The 20,158-nt window shown below is 66.6% G+C and carries 14 protein-coding genes and 1 pseudogene; 4 read left to right on the top strand and 11 right to left on the bottom strand.

The features are described from left to right. Window positions 1-34: 34 nt before the first annotated feature. From BCR15_RS02230 to BCR15_RS02215, 4 genes are all read right to left on the bottom strand, one after another. Entirely contained in the window at window positions 35-622 is a 588-nt protein-coding gene (locus BCR15_RS02230; protein ID WP_068750016.1) for a GNAT family N-acetyltransferase, read from the bottom strand. A 38-nt stretch (window positions 623-660) separates the two neighbouring features. Continuing rightward, window positions 661-4,203, bottom strand: a complete 3,543-nt coding sequence (nifJ, locus tag BCR15_RS02225) for a pyruvate:ferredoxin (flavodoxin) oxidoreductase (RefSeq protein ID WP_068750014.1) — start codon at window positions 4,201-4,203, stop codon at window positions 661-663. A gap of 68 nt (window positions 4,204-4,271) precedes the next feature. Next, a complete protein-coding gene (locus tag BCR15_RS02220; RefSeq protein ID WP_078919669.1) occupies window positions 4,272-5,708 on the bottom strand; it encodes a 4Fe-4S binding protein in 1,437 nt (478 codons plus the stop codon). Then, on the bottom strand, window positions 5,705-6,181 hold the full coding sequence (locus tag BCR15_RS02215) for a hypothetical protein (RefSeq protein ID WP_078919668.1): 477 nt from the start codon (window positions 6,179-6,181) through the stop codon (window positions 5,705-5,707). The genes BCR15_RS02220 and BCR15_RS02215 overlap by 4 nt, the downstream gene beginning before the upstream one ends. Before the next feature lie 383 nt (window positions 6,182-6,564). Between BCR15_RS02215 and BCR15_RS02210 the strand changes: the two genes are divergently transcribed. Beyond that, entirely contained in the window at window positions 6,565-7,368 is an 804-nt protein-coding gene (locus BCR15_RS02210; protein ID WP_141680001.1) for a hypothetical protein, read from the top strand. A gap of 755 nt (window positions 7,369-8,123) precedes the next feature. Here BCR15_RS02210 and BCR15_RS02200 read toward each other — a convergent pair. The 3 genes from BCR15_RS02200 to brig1 all read right to left on the bottom strand — a co-directional run bounded on the left by BCR15_RS02200 (window position 8,124) and on the right by brig1 (window position 13,404). Beyond that, window positions 8,124-8,996, bottom strand: a complete 873-nt coding sequence (locus tag BCR15_RS02200) for a hypothetical protein (RefSeq protein ID WP_141680000.1) — start codon at window positions 8,994-8,996, stop codon at window positions 8,124-8,126. Between the two features lie 437 nt (window positions 8,997-9,433). Continuing rightward, window positions 9,434-11,815 (bottom strand): AAA family ATPase, encoded by a 2,382-nt coding sequence (locus tag BCR15_RS02195; RefSeq protein WP_141679999.1) that lies wholly within the window; start codon window positions 11,813-11,815, stop codon window positions 9,434-9,436. Window positions 11,816-12,642: 827 nt separating this feature from the next. Beyond that, entirely contained in the window at window positions 12,643-13,404 is a 762-nt protein-coding gene (gene brig1 / locus BCR15_RS02185) for an anti-phage DNA glycosylase Brig1 (RefSeq protein WP_068750000.1), read from the bottom strand. A gap of 77 nt (window positions 13,405-13,481) precedes the next feature. On the opposite strand from brig1, the gene BCR15_RS02180 reads away from it, so the two are divergent. Beyond that, a complete protein-coding gene (locus BCR15_RS02180) occupies window positions 13,482-13,784 on the top strand; it encodes a hypothetical protein (RefSeq protein WP_141679997.1) in 303 nt (100 codons plus the stop codon). Between the two features lie 161 nt (window positions 13,785-13,945). On the opposite strand, the pseudogene BCR15_RS02175 reads toward BCR15_RS02180, so the two are convergent. Continuing rightward, a pseudogene (locus BCR15_RS02175) lies at window positions 13,946-14,239 on the bottom strand (integrase core domain-containing protein); the annotation flags it as partial. Window positions 14,240-14,297: 58 nt separating this feature from the next. Here BCR15_RS02175 and BCR15_RS02170 point away from each other — a divergent pair. Continuing rightward, window positions 14,298-15,680, top strand: a complete 1,383-nt coding sequence (locus tag BCR15_RS02170) for an IS30 family transposase (protein ID WP_068749996.1) — start codon at window positions 14,298-14,300, stop codon at window positions 15,678-15,680. Here the strand turns inward: BCR15_RS02170 and BCR15_RS15535 are convergent. Both BCR15_RS15535 and BCR15_RS15530 read right to left on the bottom strand, forming a co-directional pair. Further along, window positions 15,649-16,272, bottom strand: coding sequence for a DDE-type integrase/transposase/recombinase (locus BCR15_RS15535; RefSeq protein WP_176715169.1), 624 nt, complete (start codon window positions 16,270-16,272; stop codon window positions 15,649-15,651). The two genes, BCR15_RS02170 and BCR15_RS15535, sit on opposite strands and share 32 nt — an antisense overlap. Window positions 16,273-16,283: 11 nt before the next feature. Continuing rightward, window positions 16,284-16,586, bottom strand: coding sequence for an IS3 family transposase (locus BCR15_RS15530; protein WP_068749994.1), 303 nt, complete (start codon window positions 16,584-16,586; stop codon window positions 16,284-16,286). A gap of 253 nt (window positions 16,587-16,839) precedes the next feature. Here BCR15_RS15530 and BCR15_RS02155 point away from each other — a divergent pair, with 253 nt between their 5' ends. Next, a complete protein-coding gene (locus BCR15_RS02155; protein WP_068749992.1) occupies window positions 16,840-17,340 on the top strand; it encodes a hypothetical protein in 501 nt (166 codons plus the stop codon). Between the two features lie 565 nt (window positions 17,341-17,905). Here BCR15_RS02155 and BCR15_RS02150 read toward each other — a convergent pair. Further along, a complete protein-coding gene (locus BCR15_RS02150; RefSeq protein ID WP_068749990.1) occupies window positions 17,906-19,246 on the bottom strand; it encodes an acetamidase/formamidase family protein in 1,341 nt (446 codons plus the stop codon). Between the last annotated feature and the right edge of the window lie 912 nt (window positions 19,247-20,158).

Genomic DNA, 20,158 nt, shown 5'->3' with positions numbered 1-20,158 from the left:
CCGACTGCCGTGATACCCGGGTTGTGCCGCGTGGTCACCGGGCGAGCAGGGCCTCCAGGTGGCGTCGGACCGCGGGCCAGTCGCCGTCGGTGATCGAGTACTGGGCAGTGTCGGCCACCTCGCCCGTGCGGAGCACGCGATCCTGGCGGATGCGGCCCTCGTAGACCGCGCCCAGCCGCTCGATCGCGCGCCGCGACTGGTGGTTGAACCAGGTCGCTCGGAATGCCACACGGCGGCAGCCCCAGTGATCGAACGCGTGGGCGAGCATCAGCGCCTTCGCCTCCGTGTTGGTGCCCGTGCGATGCGCGGAAGCCGCCTGCCACGTGTAGCCGATCTCGGTGGCGGGGACCGCGGGCAACGGGTTGCAGAAGGTGGTGACGCCGATCAGCCGGCCGTCTGCCAGGCGACGGATGGCGAAGGGCAGCATCGCACCGCGGGCGGCCTGGGCGAGCTTGCCCGCGATGTCATCGGCCATCCGGTCAGGCGGGGGAGCCGACGTGTACCACAGGCGGTCGATCGCGCCGTCCTGCACGGCCTCCTCCAGCCCGTCGGCGTGATGGACCGCCAGGGGTTCGAGGCTGACGAGGCGGCCTGTGAGCGTCACCGGGGCCAGGAAGGTCATGGGACCACCTAAGCACCCCCGAGGGTCGCGGCCAGGGGTCAGGTCGGCCGCGTGTCGGCGGCGACGTTCACGTAGTGGGCCCATCGCTCGTCGGCGTCCTGCTGCATGCCGGCCAGCAGGCTCTCGCTCCGTTCAGGGTCGGTGCGGTGGAGATGGGCGAAACGGCGCTGGCCCAGGGCGAACTCGCGCACCGGCAGGGATGGAGTCTTCGAGTCGAGTGAGAAGTCAGCGTCCCGCTCGTCCGTGGCCGGACGGTAGCGGTAGAGCGGCCAGTGACCACTGGCGACGGCCGCCTTCTGGTGCTGCAGCGACTGGACCATCTCAATGCCGTGTTCGATGCAACCGGCGTACGCGATCACCAGGGAGACGCCGGGCCACTGCTGCGCCTCCCGCAGCGCGCGGACGGTCTGCATCTCGTTGCCGCCGAGCGCCACCTGGGCGACGTAGACGTCGCGGTAGGCCAGCGCCAGGCGGCCCAGATCCTTCTTGGCGCTCCCCTTGCCGGCCGACGCGAACTTCGCCGTGGCGGCCCGGGGCGTCGCCTTGGAAGCCTGGCCGCCGGTGTTGGAGTAGACCTCGGTGTCGAGGACCAGGATGTTGACGTTCTGGCCCGACGCCAGGACGTGGTCCAGGCCCCCGAAGCCGATATCGTGCGCCCATCCGTCCCCGCCGATGATCCAGACCGTGCGCGGAGCCAGTTCGTCGGCGAGGGTGAGGAGCCGCACCAGCTCTGAGCCGGTCGGCGGGGCCAGCTCGATGAGCCTCGCCTTGAGGCGGCGGATGTGCCGGCGCATGACCGTGAGGTCGTCGGCGGCCGCGGGTTCGTCGAGGATGCTGGACGCGAGCTCGGCTCCGATGTCCGTGGCGTGGCGCGCCACCAGGTCGCGGGCCTGTCGATGCTGGTGGTCGGCCGCGATCCGGATGCCCAGGCCGAACTCGGCGTTGTCCTCGAACAGCGAGTTGGCCCACGCGGGCCCCCGGCCGCAAGCGTCGGTGGACCACGGGGTGGTCGGCAGGTTCCCGCCGAAGATCGAGGAGCAGCCGGTGGCGTTGGCCAGGAGGAGGCGGTCGCCGGAGAGTTGGCTCAGCAGTTTGAGATACGGCGTCTCGCCGCACCCGGAGCAGGCTCCGGAGAACGTGAAGAGGGGTTCCAGCAGCTGCGACCCCTTGACGGTGTCGACCCTCAGGGCGCTGCGCGGCGGCTGGGGGAGGTCCTCGACCGCCGCGAAGTGCTCCTGGTCGGCGGCCAGCCGGTCTCCGATCGGTGCCATGAGCAGGGCCTTGTGGGCCGGGTCCACCTTGTCGGCGACGGGGCAGGCCTCCACGCACAGGCCGCACGCGGTGCAGTCGAGGGGGGAGACCGCGAGCGTCAGCCGGTATCCCGGCAACTCCCGGGAGCTGAACTTCGTCGTCGGGAACTCAGCTGGGAGGGCCCCCTCCGAGGAGGGATCGAACACGGCCATGCGGATGGCCGCATGCGGACACAGGATGGTGCACTTCCCGCAGCCGGTGCAGAGGTCCGCGTCCCAGACGGGGGCCTCGGCGGCCAGGCCGCGCTTCTCCCACCGCGCGGTGTTGGTGGGGAACACGCCGTCGACGGGCAGGGCGCTGACCGGGAGGAGGTCCCCGTCCCCGTTGAGGAGCGGCGCCGTGACGTCGCGGACGAACCGTGGGGCGTGCGCCGGCAGCCCGCTCTGCCGCCGGACGTCGCCCTCGACCTCGCCGGGGATCCGCACCGGCTCCAAGCCACCCAGGGCGGCGCGGATGGCCGCGACGTTGCGCGCGACGACGTCCTCGCCCTTGGCCGCGTAGGACCGGCGGGCCGACGCGATGAGGATCTCCTCAGTCTCCTCCGCTGGGAGGAGATCGACGAGCGCGAAGAAGCAGGTCTGCATGACCGTGTTGATGTGGCCGGCGAGACGGTTCTCGCGCGCGATGCGGTAGGCGTCGACGACGTGCACCCGGAGATCCTTGTCGAGGATGTCCTGCTGGACCTCGCGTGGCAGGTGAGCCCAGACCGCGTCCGCCGGGTAGGGCGAGTTGAGCAGGACGGTGGCGCCCGGACGGGCGGTGTCGAGCACACGCAGCCGCGTCAGGAGCGGGAACTGGTGGACGGCCACGACGTCGGCACGGTCGATGAGATAGGTAGAGCGGATGGGGTCGGCGTCGAAGCGCAGGTGGGAGACGGTGACCGACCCCGCCTTCTTGGAGTCGTAGACGAAGTACCCCTGGACGTGGAGGTCCGTGTGGTCCGCGACGAGCTTGACCGCCGCCTTGTTGGCACCGACCGTCCCGTCGGAGCCGAGGCCGTAGAAGACGGCCTGCAATTGCGCCCGCGCCGCCGAGAACGCCGGATCGGGGGCGACGGACAGGCCGGTCACGTCGTCGGAAATGCCGACGGTGACGTGCCGCCGCGGCGCAGGCAGCGCCAACTCGTCGAACAGCCCCTTCACCATCGCAGCGCTGAACTCCTTGCCGCCTAGGCCGTAGCGGCCGCCGGAGACCCGGATGTCGGCCCGTCCCTCTTCCGCCAGCGCGGCCAGGACGTCGGTGTAGAGCGGCTCGCCGACGGAACCCGGTTCCTTCGTGCGGTCGAGGACCATGAGCCGCCGGACGGTCGGAGGCAGCGCCTCGGCCAGCTGGGCGGCGGGGAAGGGCCGGTACAGCCGGATCGTGCAGAGACCCACCTTCCGGCCGCGGCCCACCAACTCCTCGACGGTCTCCGCCACCGCGCCGGCGCCGGAGCCCATGAGCACGATGATCTCCTCGGCGTCCGGTGCCCCGACGTAGTCGACGAGCCGGTAGCGCCGCCCGGTGCGTGCGGCGAAGTCATCGAAGAGCTCCTGGACGGTGTCGGGCACGGCGTCGTGGAAGCGGTTGGCGGCCTCGCGGGCCTGGAAGAACACGTCGGGGTTCTGCGCTGTCCCGCGGAGGGTGGGGGCGTCCGGGCTCAGGCCGCGACCGCGGTGATCCGACACTGCAGCCTCGTCCACCAGGCTGCGCAGGTCCTCGTCACCCAGAACCTGGATGCGCTCGATCTGGTGGGAGGTGCGAAAGCCGTCGAAGAAGTGCAGGAAGGGCACCCGGGAGGTCAGGGTCGCGGCGTGGGCGACGGCCGCGAAGTCGTGGGCCTCCTGGACCGACGACGCGCACAACATGGCCCAGCCGGTGCCGCGTGCGGCCATGACGTCGCTGTGGTCCCCGAAGATCGACAGCGCGTGGGTGGCGAGCGTCCGTGCCGCGACGTGGATCACGGCCGGTGTCAGCTCGCCGGCGATCTTGTACATGTTGGGAAGCATGAGGAGGAGACCCTGGCTGGCGGTGAACGTGGTCGCCAGCGTCCCCTTCATCACCGCGCCGTGCAGCGCCCCGGCCGCGCCCGCCTCCGACTGCATCTGGACCACTTCAGGGACCGCGCCCCACAGGTTGGTGCGGCCGCGGGCGGACCAGGCGTCGGCCAGCTCACCCATCGTGGATGCCGGCGTGATCGGGTAGATCGCGACGACGTCGGACAGCCTGTGGGCGACGCGGGCCGCCGCCTCGTTGCCGTCGACGCAGGCGCTGCTGGGGCCACGGGTCATGAGTCCTCCGGGGGTGTGGGGTTGGGTGAGATCGTCTCAGGTGCCCTGGCGGGCCTGGACGGCGCCCCCTACATGCGGTGGGCCATCGGCAGCAGGAAGAGGTAGATGTTCAGCGCCCCCAGGAAGGCGATCAGGACGGCCATCGGTACGAAGGTGCCTGTGCGTCGCGTGATCGACTGGTATCGGCGATGCGTGATCCGGCGGGCGGTGTAGAGGGACCCGGCGATGCCGAGCGCCAGGAGGGCGAACTGCAGGATCCGGATGGTGGTGTCGCCGGCCAGCGCCGGGGAACCGTCGCCATAGGTGATGCCGACGAGCGCCGCGACGGTGGTGAGGACTGACCCGCCTTCGGCGAGGAGGTGGAACAGGTTGTGGGCGATGTGACCCGCCACGTCCAGCGGAATGAGCGCGTAGCCGAAGCGTGCGAAATTCTTCATGGTGCTCTCCAGGTTGCGGCCGGCCGCGAGGCGTGAGGCCAAGGCCAGGAGGCCTACCGGGAGGCTGACCGCCGCAGCGAAGGCCACGGTGAAGATGAGTGCGTAGTTCGTGATGCCGGTCGTGGCCTCGAGCCATGCGAGCGCGGAGTCCCACACCTCAAGCATCGTGACGTTCTGGACGATGACGATGCCCATGATCGCCATGGCGAGGAACGACTCCTCCGTCGACGGCTTGGTGATGAACCACAGCTCGCTCGTGGGCTTCCGGAGGCGAACCTGGATCGCGTCGTTGGGGCACGCCTTGATGCAGTTGGCGCACATGTTGCAGTTGGCGTTGGTGTCCATCGTGCGCGGGAACGTGAACAAGGGACAGCCCGCGACCTTGTCGGTGCCGTTGTAGCAGGCGGCGCGCGCCGTGCAGGTGCGGCAGATCGCCGGGTCGGCCCGGAGTTCGACCATGCCGGTGCGCGCGTAGTTGCCGGACAGGCCGCCGAGGAAGCACAGGTAGCGGCAGAAGGTGCGGCGTTGGAAGAGCGCCCCGGAGGCGATGACCGCCGTGGTGAGCAGCAGGAGCAGGACACCGGATCCCCAGGGGGACTCCACGACGCCCCAGACGTGGTCGGCCCAGGTGATGAGCAGGAAGGAGGCGTCGATGATCCAGATGCCATAGCGCTTCAGGAAAGCGGGGACCGGCTGGTTGGCGCCCACCAGTTTCTGGACCTGATCCGAGAGCCACCCGAAGGGGCACACCGCGCACCAGAATCTTCCCAGCGCCACGAAGACGATGGGGATGAGGGGCCACCACAGGACCCACATCAGCGCCGTTCCGGCGTTGTCGTGGGCCGAGTCGGGGCCGACGAGCAGTTGGTAGGCCACCAGGCCGAAGACTGCGGCGACGGGCACCTGGATGACGCCGGGATAGAGCCGACTCCGTAGCAGGCGCGCCACCCAGGGGACCTGCATGAGGTTCCGGCCGGCGGGGGGAGGGGTCAGGTCGGGTGCCTCGTCGAGATCGGCGACGACGGTGCCCGGCTCCTTCTCAGGCCGGAGTCGCGTGGGGGTGCTCATCGGACGTCCCCCTTGGGCGTGGCCGCGGCGAGCGCGGCGGCTCGCGCCGCTCGGCGGCGGCTGTGGTCAGGAGCCGTGCGACGGCGGAGCAATCCCGCATACAGCATGACGGCGCCGTTGACGAGGCCGAAACCTCCGAACACCAGGGCGCGGGGTCGGTCGACGGAGTCCCCGGCGTCGCCGTGTCCCCCGCCCTCCGCGCTGTGCCCGTCGCCCTCCGCGCTGTGCCCGTCGCCCTCGGGGTCGTCACCGGTCGGCTCCGGCGCCGGCGGCGCGGGTGCTGTCGTCGGCGGTCGTGTCGTCGGCGGTGCTGTGGACGCCATGGCGGTGGGGGATGCCGGTGCGTCCTGGTGGGCGTGACCCTCCTGGTGCGTGCCGTCGGCCGGCGCGTGCTCGAGGGCCGCAGCCGTGGGGGACAGACCGACCATCGCGATAAGGACGGCGGCAGGAAGCACGCTCGAAGGGCGGCGCATGGAGACTCCTCGGTGGGGTGACGCCCCATCGTGGCCGACGCCGAAGCCGCGGAGCCCTCGATCAGGCCGTTCTGCGGCGCTTCTTGAGGAGACCTTGACCAGATCTGAACTCTGCGCTCGTCCGCCGACCCGCATCCGGGGCGGTGATCTGCCGCCTCCGGCGCAAACCGGACCGTGTAGATAACTCGGCACGGCACGGGCGGGTGTGTACTTCTGACATGAGTCATTTCGGCTCCCGGATCTGGGAGAGTCTCCGCCGAGCGTCGCCCATGCCTGTTTCAGCGGTCCCGCTCGGTCCGGTCCGCCGCGCCGCCCGACCGGGCCCCCAACCTGCCGCCCATGCAGTACGGCGCTCGCTGGCGACAGCCGTTGGCCTCGTCGTGGTGGCCGGCATCGGACTGGCCGCCTCGGGCTGCAGCACGCCAGTACCCGACGCGCCCGCGGCCCCGCCCGGCCGGGCCACCGTGATGGTCGACCTTTACTCGGGACGGGAGAACCCGCAGATCCCGCTCGACCCTGACGTTGCCGAGGAGTTGTACCTGATGATCAGCGATAGTGCGGCTGCCGGGGAGGTGATCCCTGCCGACCCGCCGGATCCCGGGCTCGGCTTCCGCGGCTTCGTCGTCACCCCCGCCGACGCGAACCTCCCGGTGCTGCGGATCCTGCCGACGGCCGTCTATCTGGACGAGTCGGGCACCCCCGGGCGCGTCAACGACCCCGGCAGCGGCTTCTACAACCGGGTGTACGACGCCGTCCGCCCGCTGCTTGACGAGGCGACCCGGACCGCCCTGCCAGATTCGAACCCGGCGATCCCCGATGTCACCGCCACGATCCCGCCCCAGGTGGGCGCGGCCGCGACCTGGACTCTCGCCGACCCCGGGCGCGTGACCGCCACGTCGACGACCGTCACTATCGAGGTCACTCGCGCAGAGTGCTCCAGCGGGGTGACCGGGGCGATCGCCCAGCCAGCTGTCTCACTCGGTATCGACGACATCATCATCCGGGTCGACGCCGAACCGCTCCCTGGCAACGAGCCCCAGAACTGCCAGGGCAACGACAGCGTCCAGATGACCGTTTCCCTCCACGAGCCCATCGGCGATCGCGCCCTGGTCGACGCCGCCTGTCTCGAGGGCCCGGCAGTCCGCACCAGCTTCTGCGGAACTGGAGCCATCCGCTGGAGCCCATGACGTCGGCCGGTCGCGCGACCCGGTCTGCACGATCGGGAAGCACATGCCCATCCAGCCTGCGACCGGCCCACCCGGGCACTTGACCCGCACGTGCTTGCACGTTGCCGTGGATCGATGGAGGATCCAGTCATCGCGGTTCGGCTCGAAGGCAGCCCAGCAAGTGGTCAGCGACCGCGACGAAATGCACGACGACCGCCGCCATGGCGATGACGAACGGGGACTGACGTTTCCGGTGGGACTTGAGCTCCTCGACGTGGCCGACGAGTAACAAAGCCCCCAGTCACAGCGGCTTTTGCCGATATGACTGGGGGCTTCAAAGTGTGTCCGAGAGAGGACTTGAACCTCCTTCGAAATCCGTTTGACTAAGAAGTACGCTGAATCGGCTTCGATCTGGATCGTTTCATGCGGCAAACGTGCGACGGAGGGACAGTGTCGACGTGTGCAAGGCCAATGACTCCGCGCTGGCTCCGAACCGGATGAAGACGGCGCCATGACAACAAGCCGCACGGTTGATGAGGGTCGCTCATGCCGATGACCGGTCATCAGGGAGAGTCTCCCGACGACCCGCATCGCAAGTTGCCTGACGGTGGGCGTCACCCTCCTGGATCTCTGCTATGATGCTCGTGGCGATGCGGGCGTTCGGCCTGCCGGCTCACAGTCGGGGCATTGCACAGAAATGGGAGACCCAGGTTCGATTCCTGGCGGCTAGCCGTAGCTCAGTGGAAGAGCATCCCATCTTTTACATCGTCTCGCACCTAGATCGCGCTTTGACCCATTATCCGGTCTATGGCGTCCGTGAGTTCGCGGTCGGTCAGGCTCAAAGCGTCGTACCTGCCCCGGGCATACCCGCGCACTGATCTCAGCGCCTTAGGATGGCTCGGCTTCTTCGCGCCGAGGGAGAAATACTCGGCGGCAGCCATATCTGCCCACTTGTCTCGTGGAATAGCTGACTGCAGGCAGAGATTCACGTCGTAAGAAAGTCGCTTACCAATGGCTAGTGTCGCAATCAGGCCACCGACGCCGACTGCGACATATGCCCCTTGTCGTATCGGCGTGAACGGCTCCTTCGTGAGGCTCTCCCAAACGGCGACTTGGCGAGAGGTCAATCCATTTCCATGCCTCTCCAGCTCACGGCTTCCCTGCCCTCCCGCATGAATGTGGCAATTGCGCATCAATCGAGTGAGGTGAAAGAGTTGAAGAGAGTCGATATCCATGGACACCCCAGAGGCGGTCTCAATCTTTTCATGGATGTTGAAGGTCTTGGCCTCTCTCACTTGCGACCGCGTCACCAAACCTAAGGGCAGGAGCCATGAGAGGCAGGTCTTCACGAAATCTTCGTGAAGCGCGATTGCGTATGACATACCCATTGTGCAAAGCTCAGCCTCCGCTTGGGCCAGCAGTTCCCTTGCAGTGTCCGAGCGGAGGTTGAACCGGTCAATATGCTCGACCGTTGGAAAAATCTCCGCGAGGGTCCTTGTGGAGCCCTCCGTCAGATTCAGGGTGTTCGACGCCATCCTCGATCCTGCCAAGATTGCCCAGATCGCATTCCCCGCTTCCACTCGCCTCTGCTCGAGGATTCGAAACGCCTCAAAGTGCACTTGGGGGCGGGTCCGGTAGCGTGACGTCATATGTGCATGCTACGCAAGCGCGTCCAGTCCGTGGGCAAATGGGGACGAACCCTCGTGTGGGGCTTCTGGCTGGAACGGTACCTCAATGACGCCGGTACCCGGGCCCGTTCCTTCCATGGCGCGTCGGGCGGACGGCAAACGTGCACAAACGAGTTCGCGATCTACTGCTTGGACAGTGACGTCCAGCAATGCGGTGGGCGCTGGCGCGCCGCGCACTATAAATGGAGGAGCTCCCTGGCCGGCACGCTTCGACAGGGTGACTCGTCGACGAGTGCCCAAGACGGCTGCCGTCGTGCCACCTTCCATGGAGGCACGTACCTGCCCTGGACACACTCATCTGCCGCGCCGGGGATGAGGGCCTTCCGGCTGACCGCCGCAACCTCATCTGGCGAACACACCGGCAACGCGTGGCACAAAGACCCCGGGGTCGACTCCCGTCATCGACTCGCGATCTCCCGTAGCCTGTAGCCGAGTGTCCTTAGCTCTTCTGGTACGTGATGGAGCGCTTGGCTGGCGGCGCGGATGTTAACTGGTGATAGGTCGGCTCCGTAGGTGCGTTGCAGCCATGCTTTGAAGTCGTGTAGGCCCTTGGCCTTGTCGAGGCTTGCCTTGGCGTCCTCGTGTTCCGCGCGCAACGCCGGCCATTCCTTACCGGCCATGGGTGCGATCACTTGAACCGGGAGGTACTCGATGATGTCAGCGGCTGAGAGCCCGAAGGGAACGAGCCGTCCGCTGGTTCCCTTCTTAATGGCGCGTGCCAGCCATTGAGTGATCCACTTGAACTCCTCACCCTTGAGGTGGCGCGTCGCTGCGGTGAGGAAGGCAATTGCGTCATCGGGTCCGGTGGTGAGGAAGCGCTGTTGAGCTTCATCCCAGACCGCATCGAGATGCCTACGGTCGACGTTGTCAAGGAGTGCGACTACGTGAGCGGTCGACATGTCAAACATCAATTGGCTTTCGACGGTGGTGGGGAGCTTCGACCCGCCCCTCATGGCGACGATCTTCACGCGGGCCCCGTCGAGAACGTCGGCGAGCAGAGTTTCCACGACGATCTCGTCGTGCTCGCCCTCTACCAGCAAGAACACGCGATGGAGACCGATCAGATCGGATGGCGCAAGGCCCAGTTCAGTGGTGGCTCGAGTGAGGTCTCGGTGGGCCATCTGGCGAACTGTCGTCGTGCCGCGTCCCTCTCGGCTGACATGTACAAGAGCTATCTCGGGGCGGTTCAGAATCTCAGGGGAGTGCGTGGCAACAACTACTTGACGGCCACTCATCGTGAGAGCGTCGAGTCCACGGGCCATGTAGCGTTCAGCCGAGCGGTGCAAGGCCGACTCGGGCTCGTCCAAAATCACGACCTGCATCTCGGCCGACTCACTTCTATGCGATGGCCCCGAGCGAGTAAGGCGTCCACAGTCGTCCAGCGCTGCGTTGCGGGCGCTGAGCAACTGTCTAGCCGATAGATTCTCGGGCCACTCAGCGCGTGAAGAGAAAGCGTCAGGGTCTGAGATATCGGGGTCCACGACAGCGAGTGTGATCGCCAGCTGCGCCCAGCGTGCCTCAGCTGTGGAAAGCTGGCTCACTGGGATGATCTTGGCCTCCGACTCGTCGGATGCCGCTCCCCAGTCCAGGGGGCCTGCGGGCCAATCGCGAACGCCATAGAGAACCAGACGCAGCTTCGGTGCGTCCTGGAGCAGGTCGTGATAGATGGCATTCGCTCTGGTTTCGGCCCGCGAGGCCCATGAGCGTGAGGACTCCATGTCGGCCTCAGTCGGGTGCCAGCTCTTCCACTGACCCCAGATCTGGTGCCCCAGTTGATCGAGCGTGACACGCTCGGCGTCGGCCGCACTCTCCTCACCGTGGCTGACCCAAGGGATCTTGGAGACCTCGCCGATGCGGGCCACCGGGACTGGCAGACCATCCTGGAACCACGCGCGAAGGTTCTGCTCGAGGGGAACCCAGTCCTCGTCGAAAGTGGCCTGCCCCCGCGACCAGGCGCAGACAGCATGCCGCGCCCACAGCGGGTAGAGCTCGTAGGTCTCGATAAGGTCGCCCGGGGCCCCGATGCTGTTGTACTTTCCGTCGGGTTCGAGGCCCTCCCATCTCTCCAAGAGATACCGCACCATGGATGGCAGTTCCTCAGTCTCGACGATCGATATGAGGTCGAGCAGCTCTCTGCGGTACTCATCGAGTGCTCGCACGGATTCCGGTCTCAGAGCAGCGCCATGATGAAGTTCGGCTAAGCCCACGGCGTCCGCTACCGATGCGCTCGCCCCTCTCAAGGCAGCCACAGCATCCATGATCCGCGTCACGTGCTCGACTTCAGCACTCAGTGCTGGGCTTTCCTGCGGACTTACGCAGAGCCAGACCTCCCAGCGCCCTTCGTTCGTGCCGATGGGAGTCAAGGCGACGTACTGCGAGCGATCCAAGGCATCCACGAGTGCCGTGGACGGCTCGAACGACATCACCGACTCGCCCCGAGCCACTGGGCGCTGTGTCAACCACTCACGCAGGCGTGACTCCTTCACCGCTGCACTCGTCGGCGCCTCCCAGTACTCAGCAAGTTCCGGGAAGAGCCAATCCATTGACGTCGGGTCAACCGAGACGATCAATTGCGCGCGAGTATCTCCATTCCCCGCCAGCGCGTCCCTAAGGCTCCGTAGACACCAGGACTTCCCCGCGCCGTTCCTGCCATACAGTGCAGTAACGCCATCGCCCAGTCTGAACGAGACATTCTTCAGCGGGCCAGCGCTGCTTCGTACGCCAACGAGTCGCGAACGTACCGGCGCGTCGGCCAAGTCGGACACTAGGTGCTGTTCCATTACACTCCCGATACTGGTTGCGGCTGCCGCCGTGCTTGGCGCTCCAGCACCCTAGCGGCCAGACGATGAGCTCGCGATCAACTCGGTCCGGGGCCGCTAAGCAACCCCCGGGACATGCTGTCTTACTCGGCTGCCGAGGAGCCAGTGGGACGCCGGCCTCCAGGCTGGTCAGCACCCGGATCTGCCGCAACGAGGCCGTACCCTCCTCAGGCGCGGTTTCGCCGAGGAGGACTCTTGACCTTGCTCGGCAGTCGCGGAGGAGTTGGCCGGCATGACACGTCAAGTTCCGAGCGCGCGCTCACTTGTGGGCAGTCTCATCGGGACGCAGCTGCGGACTCCCTCGGGGCGGATCAACACCGTTCTGAGCATCGACAGTGAATCCATCCTTGTCGCGACCAGTAAGTCCCCCGAGGGAAAGTCTGTCCCGCTCCAGATGGTGCAAGTAGCCCTCGACACGCTCCAAGCCACCGGGTCCGTCGTCATCCATCCGAGCGAGGTGGGCTACCGCAGCGCGTTCATCGGTGCTGTTCTGCGCACGCTCCTCGGAGCCCGCCTGCGTGGCAGTGGGCCACCGACCATTACGTTCTAGCCAGCTGCGACGCCCGGTGAGGGTGATCTTGGAACCTTGGGGAGCTTGGGCTGCTCAGCCCCAGGCCCGTGTGATCCGGGTGACTGGATAGGTAGGCGCACAGCCGACAGCGGCCGACCATCGTGTACGGGAAGGGGTCATGCTGCGGCCTGGGGCGCTGCGGCAGGGCTGCCGGCCCCGAGGCTGACTGCCCCGATTCGTCGCGTGGGTGGTCTCGATGCTGGGGTGCTTTGGCTGTTCAGGCTCGGCTGTGGAGCGCTCCGATGAGCGCGTCGGTATCGCTGGCGCCGGGCGGACCGGCGTACCCGAGCTGGGTGACAACCACTAGTCGTTGGTTGCGGGTCAACGGGAAGATCCGGGCCGAGCGGCTGGCAGTGGCCCAACTGACTAGAAGTTGGTGCCCGTCGCCGAGCCCGAGCCGTGTGGCGGCCTTCAGCCAGGGCTTTCCGAAGGCGAAGACGAATGGGGTCTCGAGTTCACTGATGGGATCGAGAACGAACCGGGAGAGGAGGTCGGAGGGCGGAGCTATCGCGGCGGTGACGGCTTTGGAGTGGAAGGGATAGAGCTCGATGTAGAGCAGGTCGTGGTTCTGGATGGAGTCGTCGCCATGTAGTCGGCGAGCGAAAGAGAGCCGGTTCTGGTGGTAGCGGTTGCGCCCATGCGCCGTCTCCCAGGCGTCGTCGGTGTAGGGGCCGCTGCTGGCCCAGTCGCCGTAGGAGGTTTCACGGACCCGCTCGGTGTAGATCCCTTCCATGCTCTGGAACGCTGGGGCGGGGGCCCCGGGGTTGAGCCCTAGCATGACGAGGGCTGGAGTGTTGTTGCCGCCCAATGGCCCGATGTACGGCTCGGGCATCATGGTCATGTCGACGGCGCCAGCTCCACGGCCGGAGTAGGTGGCACGCCACCGTTCCAGGTCCGGGTGGAGGCGGTGGTCGCCCGTCACCCAGCGACCGATCTCTCTGTCCCAGAATTCCACGGCGGCAAGGCGGCTCGACACCATGCGAATGTTGCCACATGATCAGAGCCAGCTCGTGTGGTGCAGGGGGCAGGCGCATGGTTCATGACTTTGAGCGGTTGATGGGCAAGCAGATCGAGTGGACCCACCGCTACCACGGCTACGCGAGGCTGGGACGCACGCCGGAACGCCTTGCGCTCCTGGGGCCAGCCGTACGGGAGTACCGCCGCACCCACCAGGTTCCGGAATGGTGCGGCGTCGACCTACTCCGCGGCTGGGCCTTCTACCTGACCCGCGCTGATCGCCACAGCGGCGGCTACGGACTCATGGAAGGAGGCACTGATATTGACGAATGGCGCGCGGTTCTTGACCGAATCGCGTCGCATGACGACGCCACGGAAGCCGACAGGCCCCCGATGGAGTAGGGCGTCCGAGGGTTGCGACGAAGCGAGCGACGTCCGCTCATGGCGCCCCTCTGTGTCAATACCTTGGTGGCTGGGTTATGACGCGATGGGCAGTGGGGTCGTTGCATCGGGTTCAGCGGGTTCGGCAAGGGGACTGCTGCACGTCTTGGTGACAGGTTGGGTTAGGCGGCCTGGAGGGCCGGTGTGGTCATGATCGTCTCGTATTCGATGGGGGTCAAGCGGCCGAGTCGGGTCTGTCGTCGTCGGCGGTGGTAGGTGCGTTCGATCCAGGTCACGATCTGGATCCGCAGGTCCTGTCGGGTGGCCCAGCGACGGCGGTCCAGGACATTCTTCTGTAGGAGGGCGAAGAAGGACTCCATGGCCGCGTTGTCGGCGCTGGTCCCGACCTGCCCCATGGAGCCGACGAGCCTGTGGTGCCGTAGCGCGGCGAGGTACTTACGTGCCCGAAACTGCGCAGGTTCAACCGGTCGTCGCAACACCTGAGGTCAGGAGGGTGTCGTGGGTCGACCGTCGATGTGGGAGACGGAGGTTGCCAAGCGTGGGCCGATGCGGTCACCGGGGCATCCGGGTCACCACCGCGCGAAGGAGCGTGAGTTCTGGGACGAGGTGGCCACGGGGAAGTTGCCGCGGGAGGCCGCCGAGGCGGTGGGCGTGGCTCAGGCCGTGGGGCAGCGGTGGTTCCGTCATGCTGGCGGGATGACGCCGTACTCCTGGCCTGCCCCGTCAGGCAGGTACCTGTCGTTCGCGGAGCGAGAGGAGATCGCGATCCTGAGAGCGCTCGGCAAAGGCGTCCGCGAGATCGCCGCCACGCTCAGGAGGAGTCCGTCGACGATCTCAAGGGAGTTGCGCCGGAACGCGGCGACCAGAAGCGGGAAGCTCGAGTACCGGGCCTCGGTGGCTCAGTGGAAGGCGGAGCTGTACGCCCGCCGGCCCAAGACCGCGAAACTCGTGAGCAATCAGCGGCTGCTTCGCTACGTCGAAGATCGGCTCTCCGGTCAGATCCGCTTGCCGAGCGGCGTGACCGTCGCTGGCCCCACGGAGCGGGAATGGAAGGGCTTGAACAAGCCACACCGTGAAGATCGTCGATGGGTCAGAGCGTGGAGCCCCGAGCAGATCTCCAACCGGCTCAAGGTCGACTTCCCCGATGATGAGTCCATGCGGATCAGCCACGAGGCGATCTACCAGGCCTTGTTCATCCAGGCCAGGGGCGCGCTGAACCGGGAACTCATCCTCTGCCTGCGCACCGGGCGGGCCCTGCGGATGCCCCGGGCCAGATCGAAACGTGTGGCCTGGGCCCACGTAACCCAGGAAGTCTTGATCAGCGAGCGCCCTGCAGAGGCCGAGGACCGGGCGATCCCAGGCCACCATGAGGGGGATCTGATCATCGGGACCAACAGGTCAGCGATCGGCACCGTCGTCGAGCGCACCACGGGCTTCACGACCCTGGTCCATCTCCCGCGAGAAGACGGATGGCGCGAACAGCCAATCGTCAAGAACGGGGCCGCTCTGTCAGGCTACGGGGCCACCTCGATGAACAAGGCGCTCGCGGCGGCGCTGGCATCCATGCCCGACGAGCTCAAACGGTCGCTGACCTGGGACCGCGGCAAGGAGATGTCGGCCCATGCCCAGTTCACCATCGACACCGGCCTCAAGGTCTACTTCGCCGACCCCCGAAGCCCCTGGCAACGAGGCACGAACGAGAACACCAACGGGCTCTTGCGCCAGTACTTCCCCAAAGGAACCGACCTGGCTAGGTGGGGACCAGAGGACCTCACCGCCGTCGCCCACGCTCTCAACACACGCCCCCGCAAGAGACTCGGCTGGCGCACACCCGCCGAAGTCTGGAACCAACATCTAGAATCACTCACACAACAACGCGTTGCGACGACCAGTTGAATCCGCCCTGCGACCCGCGGTCGGAATGCACGATGCAGCCGGCGACGTCGACGCCTAGCGCTGCGCGGGCGGTGACCGCGTTGTTCAGCGCCTGCACGGCCAGGCGGGACTTCATGCGGGCATCGATGGAGTAGCCGACGATCCGGCCGGACCAGAGGTCCTTGACCGCGCACAGGTAGAGCTTGCCCTCGCCGGTGGGGTGTTCGGTGATGTCGGTCAGCCACACCTGGTTCGGTCCCTTGGCGGTGAAGTCGCGTTCGACGAGGTCGTCGTGGGCGGGTGGTCCCGGCTTCTTCCCGTTGGCGCCTCGTTTCTTCCCGAACGCGCTCCAGCAGCGATTGGCAGAGGTGATCCGCCAGGCGGTGCGGTCCGCCATCGCCTGACCGGCGTCGTGGGCCTCGTCGGCCAGCAGACGGTGCCCGAACTCCGGGTCGTCACGGTGAGCGTCGAACAATGCGTTGGCCCGATACGCGGCGACGAGTTCTCGCTCGCCGATCGGATGGGTGAGCCAGCGGTAGTAGGGCTGGCGGGCGAGCTTGAGGACCCGGCACGTCACCGCGACGGGGATCCCGTCGGCGGCGAGCTCACGCACGAGCGGGTACATCATTTTCCCGGCAGGTTCGCCTGCGACAGATACGCCGCTGCCCAGCGCAAGACCTCGTTCTCCTGCTCCAGCAGCCGGATCCGTTTCTTCGCGTCTCGCAGCTCGGCGTTCTCCGTCGCCGTGGTGCCGGGCTTGAACCCGTCGTCGACGTCAGCGGCGCGCATCCAGTTGCGCAGACATGACTCGGCGATCCCGAAGTCGGCCGCGATCTGCTTGATCGTCTGACCGGCCTCACGTCGGCGAGCGACGTTGACGACATCGTCGCGGAACTCCTGGGGGTAGGGCTTAGGGACGGTACACATCCTCCCAGCGACGCCCCACGGCGTCACAGATGAGATGTCACCTACTCGTGCAGCAGTCCCGGCGCATGGGAACTGAGGCGGTCCGTCCAAGCTACGCACGACAAGACCTCTTGCGCCGTGGCCCGCGGAGACTCTCCCAGCTCGCGGCCCTCCATGGCGGCCTCACGAATCGCGCAACCCTCGGTGCGTGGAACCTGGCTCACATGCGTTAATAGCGCCGGAAGCGATCTTGACGGACGGTAGGGTGCGGAATGTGGATCTCGCATACGCAGCGCCTCTCGCGACCGTCCTCGTCGCCGTCATTGGCGCTGCAGCGACGTATGTCACTCGGCGCGACGAGCGTACAGACGCCTTAAGGGAATTGGAGATCATTGAACGGTTGTATTCGCTTACTGGCGTGAGCGAGGAGTTCGTCTTGGCGACGGAAGCGCTCAAGAGACGACTGGAGCGATGGGAGGCGCGCGACAGGGACAAGCTCTTCTCGCAAGCCAGTATGATGCTCTTCGGAGGCATCCTGGCGCTGGGCGTTCTACAAGCAGTCGCGATAGCAACTTTCGGACCGTCGGGGGATTGGACGGCCGGCTGGCGGACCGCTGTCAATTGGGCGACGCTGTTCGCGTTTGGGATCGCTGCCCTGGGGGCTCTGTCGCTGGTGCTGCAGGTTGCCGCGACCGTGGTGGGCTTCGCTCGTGGCTGGCTCTCGTGGCGGCGCTCACGGCGCTACTCGAAATCAAAGTCGCAGGGTGGGCGGTGAGCCAGCAGCCGGGCACGTCCCTCTCCGATGATGTTCGGCTGGGCGGAAAAACGCGAAGCGCCCTTGGGTGAGGGCATCGTGCAAATGCACACGCTGGATACCCGAATGTACTCCACTCACAGTGAGGGATTCCGGTTCATCGAGAAGTGGCAGGGGTCGAAAGTGCTGCACTCGGTACTTCACAACCAGGTTCGCTCTGGGCCAGTAGCCGTCGACCTGCAGCTCACTTGCCGACCGGTCTTTCCGGGTCACCGGGCAGTCAATCAAACGATGCTGGCGCCACCTGATCTCGTCTAGCACAGTTCGACCAGTGCCAGGACGTGACCTCGTCACTGTTCCCGCGTCCCATGCGATAGACCGTACCCAGCGGGGGGATATCCGGACATGCCGCTGTCAGCCTCCCGGACCGGGTGACTCACCCGCCACCGTGCGGCCAAGCCGCCTTGGGGGGTCAGAGCTCCCCATATGTTTGAAGTCGGGATGGGGGGTCTGCGCCTCCTGTCAGGCTCCGAGAGAGCCTGGCAGGAGGCGCTTCTGCTCTGTGTCGACTTGTCGGTTCAGCGCGTCATTTGAGTAGGTCGCTCTTGCGGATTAGTCCGTGGACGCCGAGCGTCTTGTCGACGAACTGGGAGACGCAGAAGTCCGCGGCGGCGGACAGGTAGGCGTAGGCCACGGCCCGGTCGAGGCCCTTGTCGTGTTCGAGGAAGTCGAGGGCATTGACCACGGCGCGTCTCATTGCCACGTTGAGGTCACTGATCTGGCCGTCGACGGAGCCGTTGGGGTCGGATAGGCCGATCGCGATCCAGTTCTCCTTCGTCTCCGCGAAGGGGTAGGTGTAGGCGACGCTGGGGGCGTCGCCGGATCCGGCCTTGCAGACCGTGAGGCGGAAGGTGCCGCGGATGGATCCTTCCATGGCGGTCAGGGCGGCTTCGCCGTCTCCCATCGCCATGTGTGGGTCGCCCACGTAGAACAGTGCCCCGTCGGCCTTGACGGGGAGGTAGAACGTGGAGCCCTCCCCGAGGTGGCGGATGTCGATGTTTCCGCCGCCGAGGGTGGGCGGCACCGAGTTCGCCGAAGGATCGGTCAGGCCCTGGGCTTCGCTGTGGGCGACGCCCATCATGCCGAAGAACGGCCGCAGCGGGAAGTTCAGCGTGTGCTTGCCGGCGCGCATCACGCCGAAGGATCCCGACACCGAAGCGAACACCGACACGTTGCCGTACTGGGTCGGGTTGCCGGTGCTGCGCCCGTCGGTGCTGTGAGGGGGCATGACCTCGTCCATGGTGATGCCGGCGGGGGCGGCCCCGGCGGGCGTGATCCCCAGCGCGCCCTTGCCGTGGCGGCTGGACACGACGCCGTAGGGGACGCGGGCGCGCAAGTCCAAAGTCTCGATCTTCAGGACGTCACCTGGCTCGGCGCCTTCGACGGCCACGGGGCCGGTCACGACATGCGGACCGTCCACGTCGAAGTTCCGGGTAGTACGGTCGTATGAGGCGGCCACGTCGATCGCGTCGTCGAGGACCTTGTCCCTGCGCACGCCCTGCTCGCCTAGCCAAGCCACCGGGTCACGGCCCTGGTCCTCGAGGATGCCCTCGTGCGACAGGGAATCGATCGTGACCGTCCGGCCTGACTTAACAGTCAGGACCGGTGCGGCGTGGACGGTGGGCACGTAGCCCCACAGGATCTCCTCGGTGCGTGACGAGAGGTAGTGGTCTCCGAGAATCCGGCCTTGGCCCGGCTGCAGAACCCCGCGGTAGAACGCCTCCCCGCCGCCGGACGAGGGGGCCGCCTGCGCGGGGAGCGCAGACAAACCAGCTGTCGCCGACATCGCGGCTGCGGCCGTGAAGAGTCCGCGACGACCCAGCCCACGCTCCAGAACCCCTGCCGCCTCTTGCCCAATGGTGTTCATGATCCTTCCCCTTCACTCTTGGTTCGCTGACAGCCGCCACGCTATTGCCGGCGCCTACTGACGGCGTTACTGCCACATTGCGGTCTGATGTCACGAGTTGAGTGCCTCACGGGGTCTGCCGATCCCTGTGCTCGTCGTTGCCAGAAGTGGAACATCTCGAGGTTGCCGTTGAGGCGGCCGCTGCGGCTGAACGGGGCTACTTTCCGGCGACGGTCTGGGGGGTGAGCCGGCTGGCGGGGAGTTCGCCGACCCGTAGTTCGGATCGGTCGAGCCAGGCGACGCGCGCATGCCACTCCTCGCGGAGGACCCATTCGATGATCAGACCGGGATGTTGATTGTCGACAAGGCAGAACGGGGTCGTGGGTTTACGCAGTCGCTCGCCGAGGTTTCCAAACCCTGACCGTGTGCGACTCGACATGAGGGGGAGTCTGCCGGTCGGGTCAGACACTCGGCCGAGACTTGGTCACCTCTGGGTGCCACTGTTGGGTCCGGTCCGGGGGTCCGTGGACTGGGCTCAGGCGCAGGTTCGTGCTGATCGTCGAGTAGGGGTTCACGGACTCGAGCGTCATTGCGTGGGGGCTCGTCTGCGTGATCGGCACGCCGAACCAATAGTCGGTGTAGCCGGCGGGGGTGGATTGGCAGATGTGGGTGCTGTTGTTGGGCACGCCGATCCGGGCCAGGTTCCATATGGCCGACGGTGAGCGTGACCGCCTTGGTCGGTGGTGTGTTGTGAACCCCGACCTACTTCTCGGAGGCTCGCTAGCACTCGGTGGCGATCGCCGGCGAGTTAAGTCCCTCATAGTGGTGTAGCCCTCGGTGGCCGTGACCGTCAGGGACGTCAGCGCGGTCACCGTGGGATCCTTCGAGTTCACCCTTGCAAAGCTCTCTCGAAAGGACATCGCCACGATGACC

This window comes from Tessaracoccus lapidicaptus (assembly GCF_001693815.1).
GTDB classification, from domain to species: domain Bacteria; phylum Actinomycetota; class Actinomycetes; order Propionibacteriales; family Propionibacteriaceae; genus Arachnia; species Arachnia lapidicapta.
This window is presented reverse-complemented; position numbering and strand designations above follow the sequence as displayed.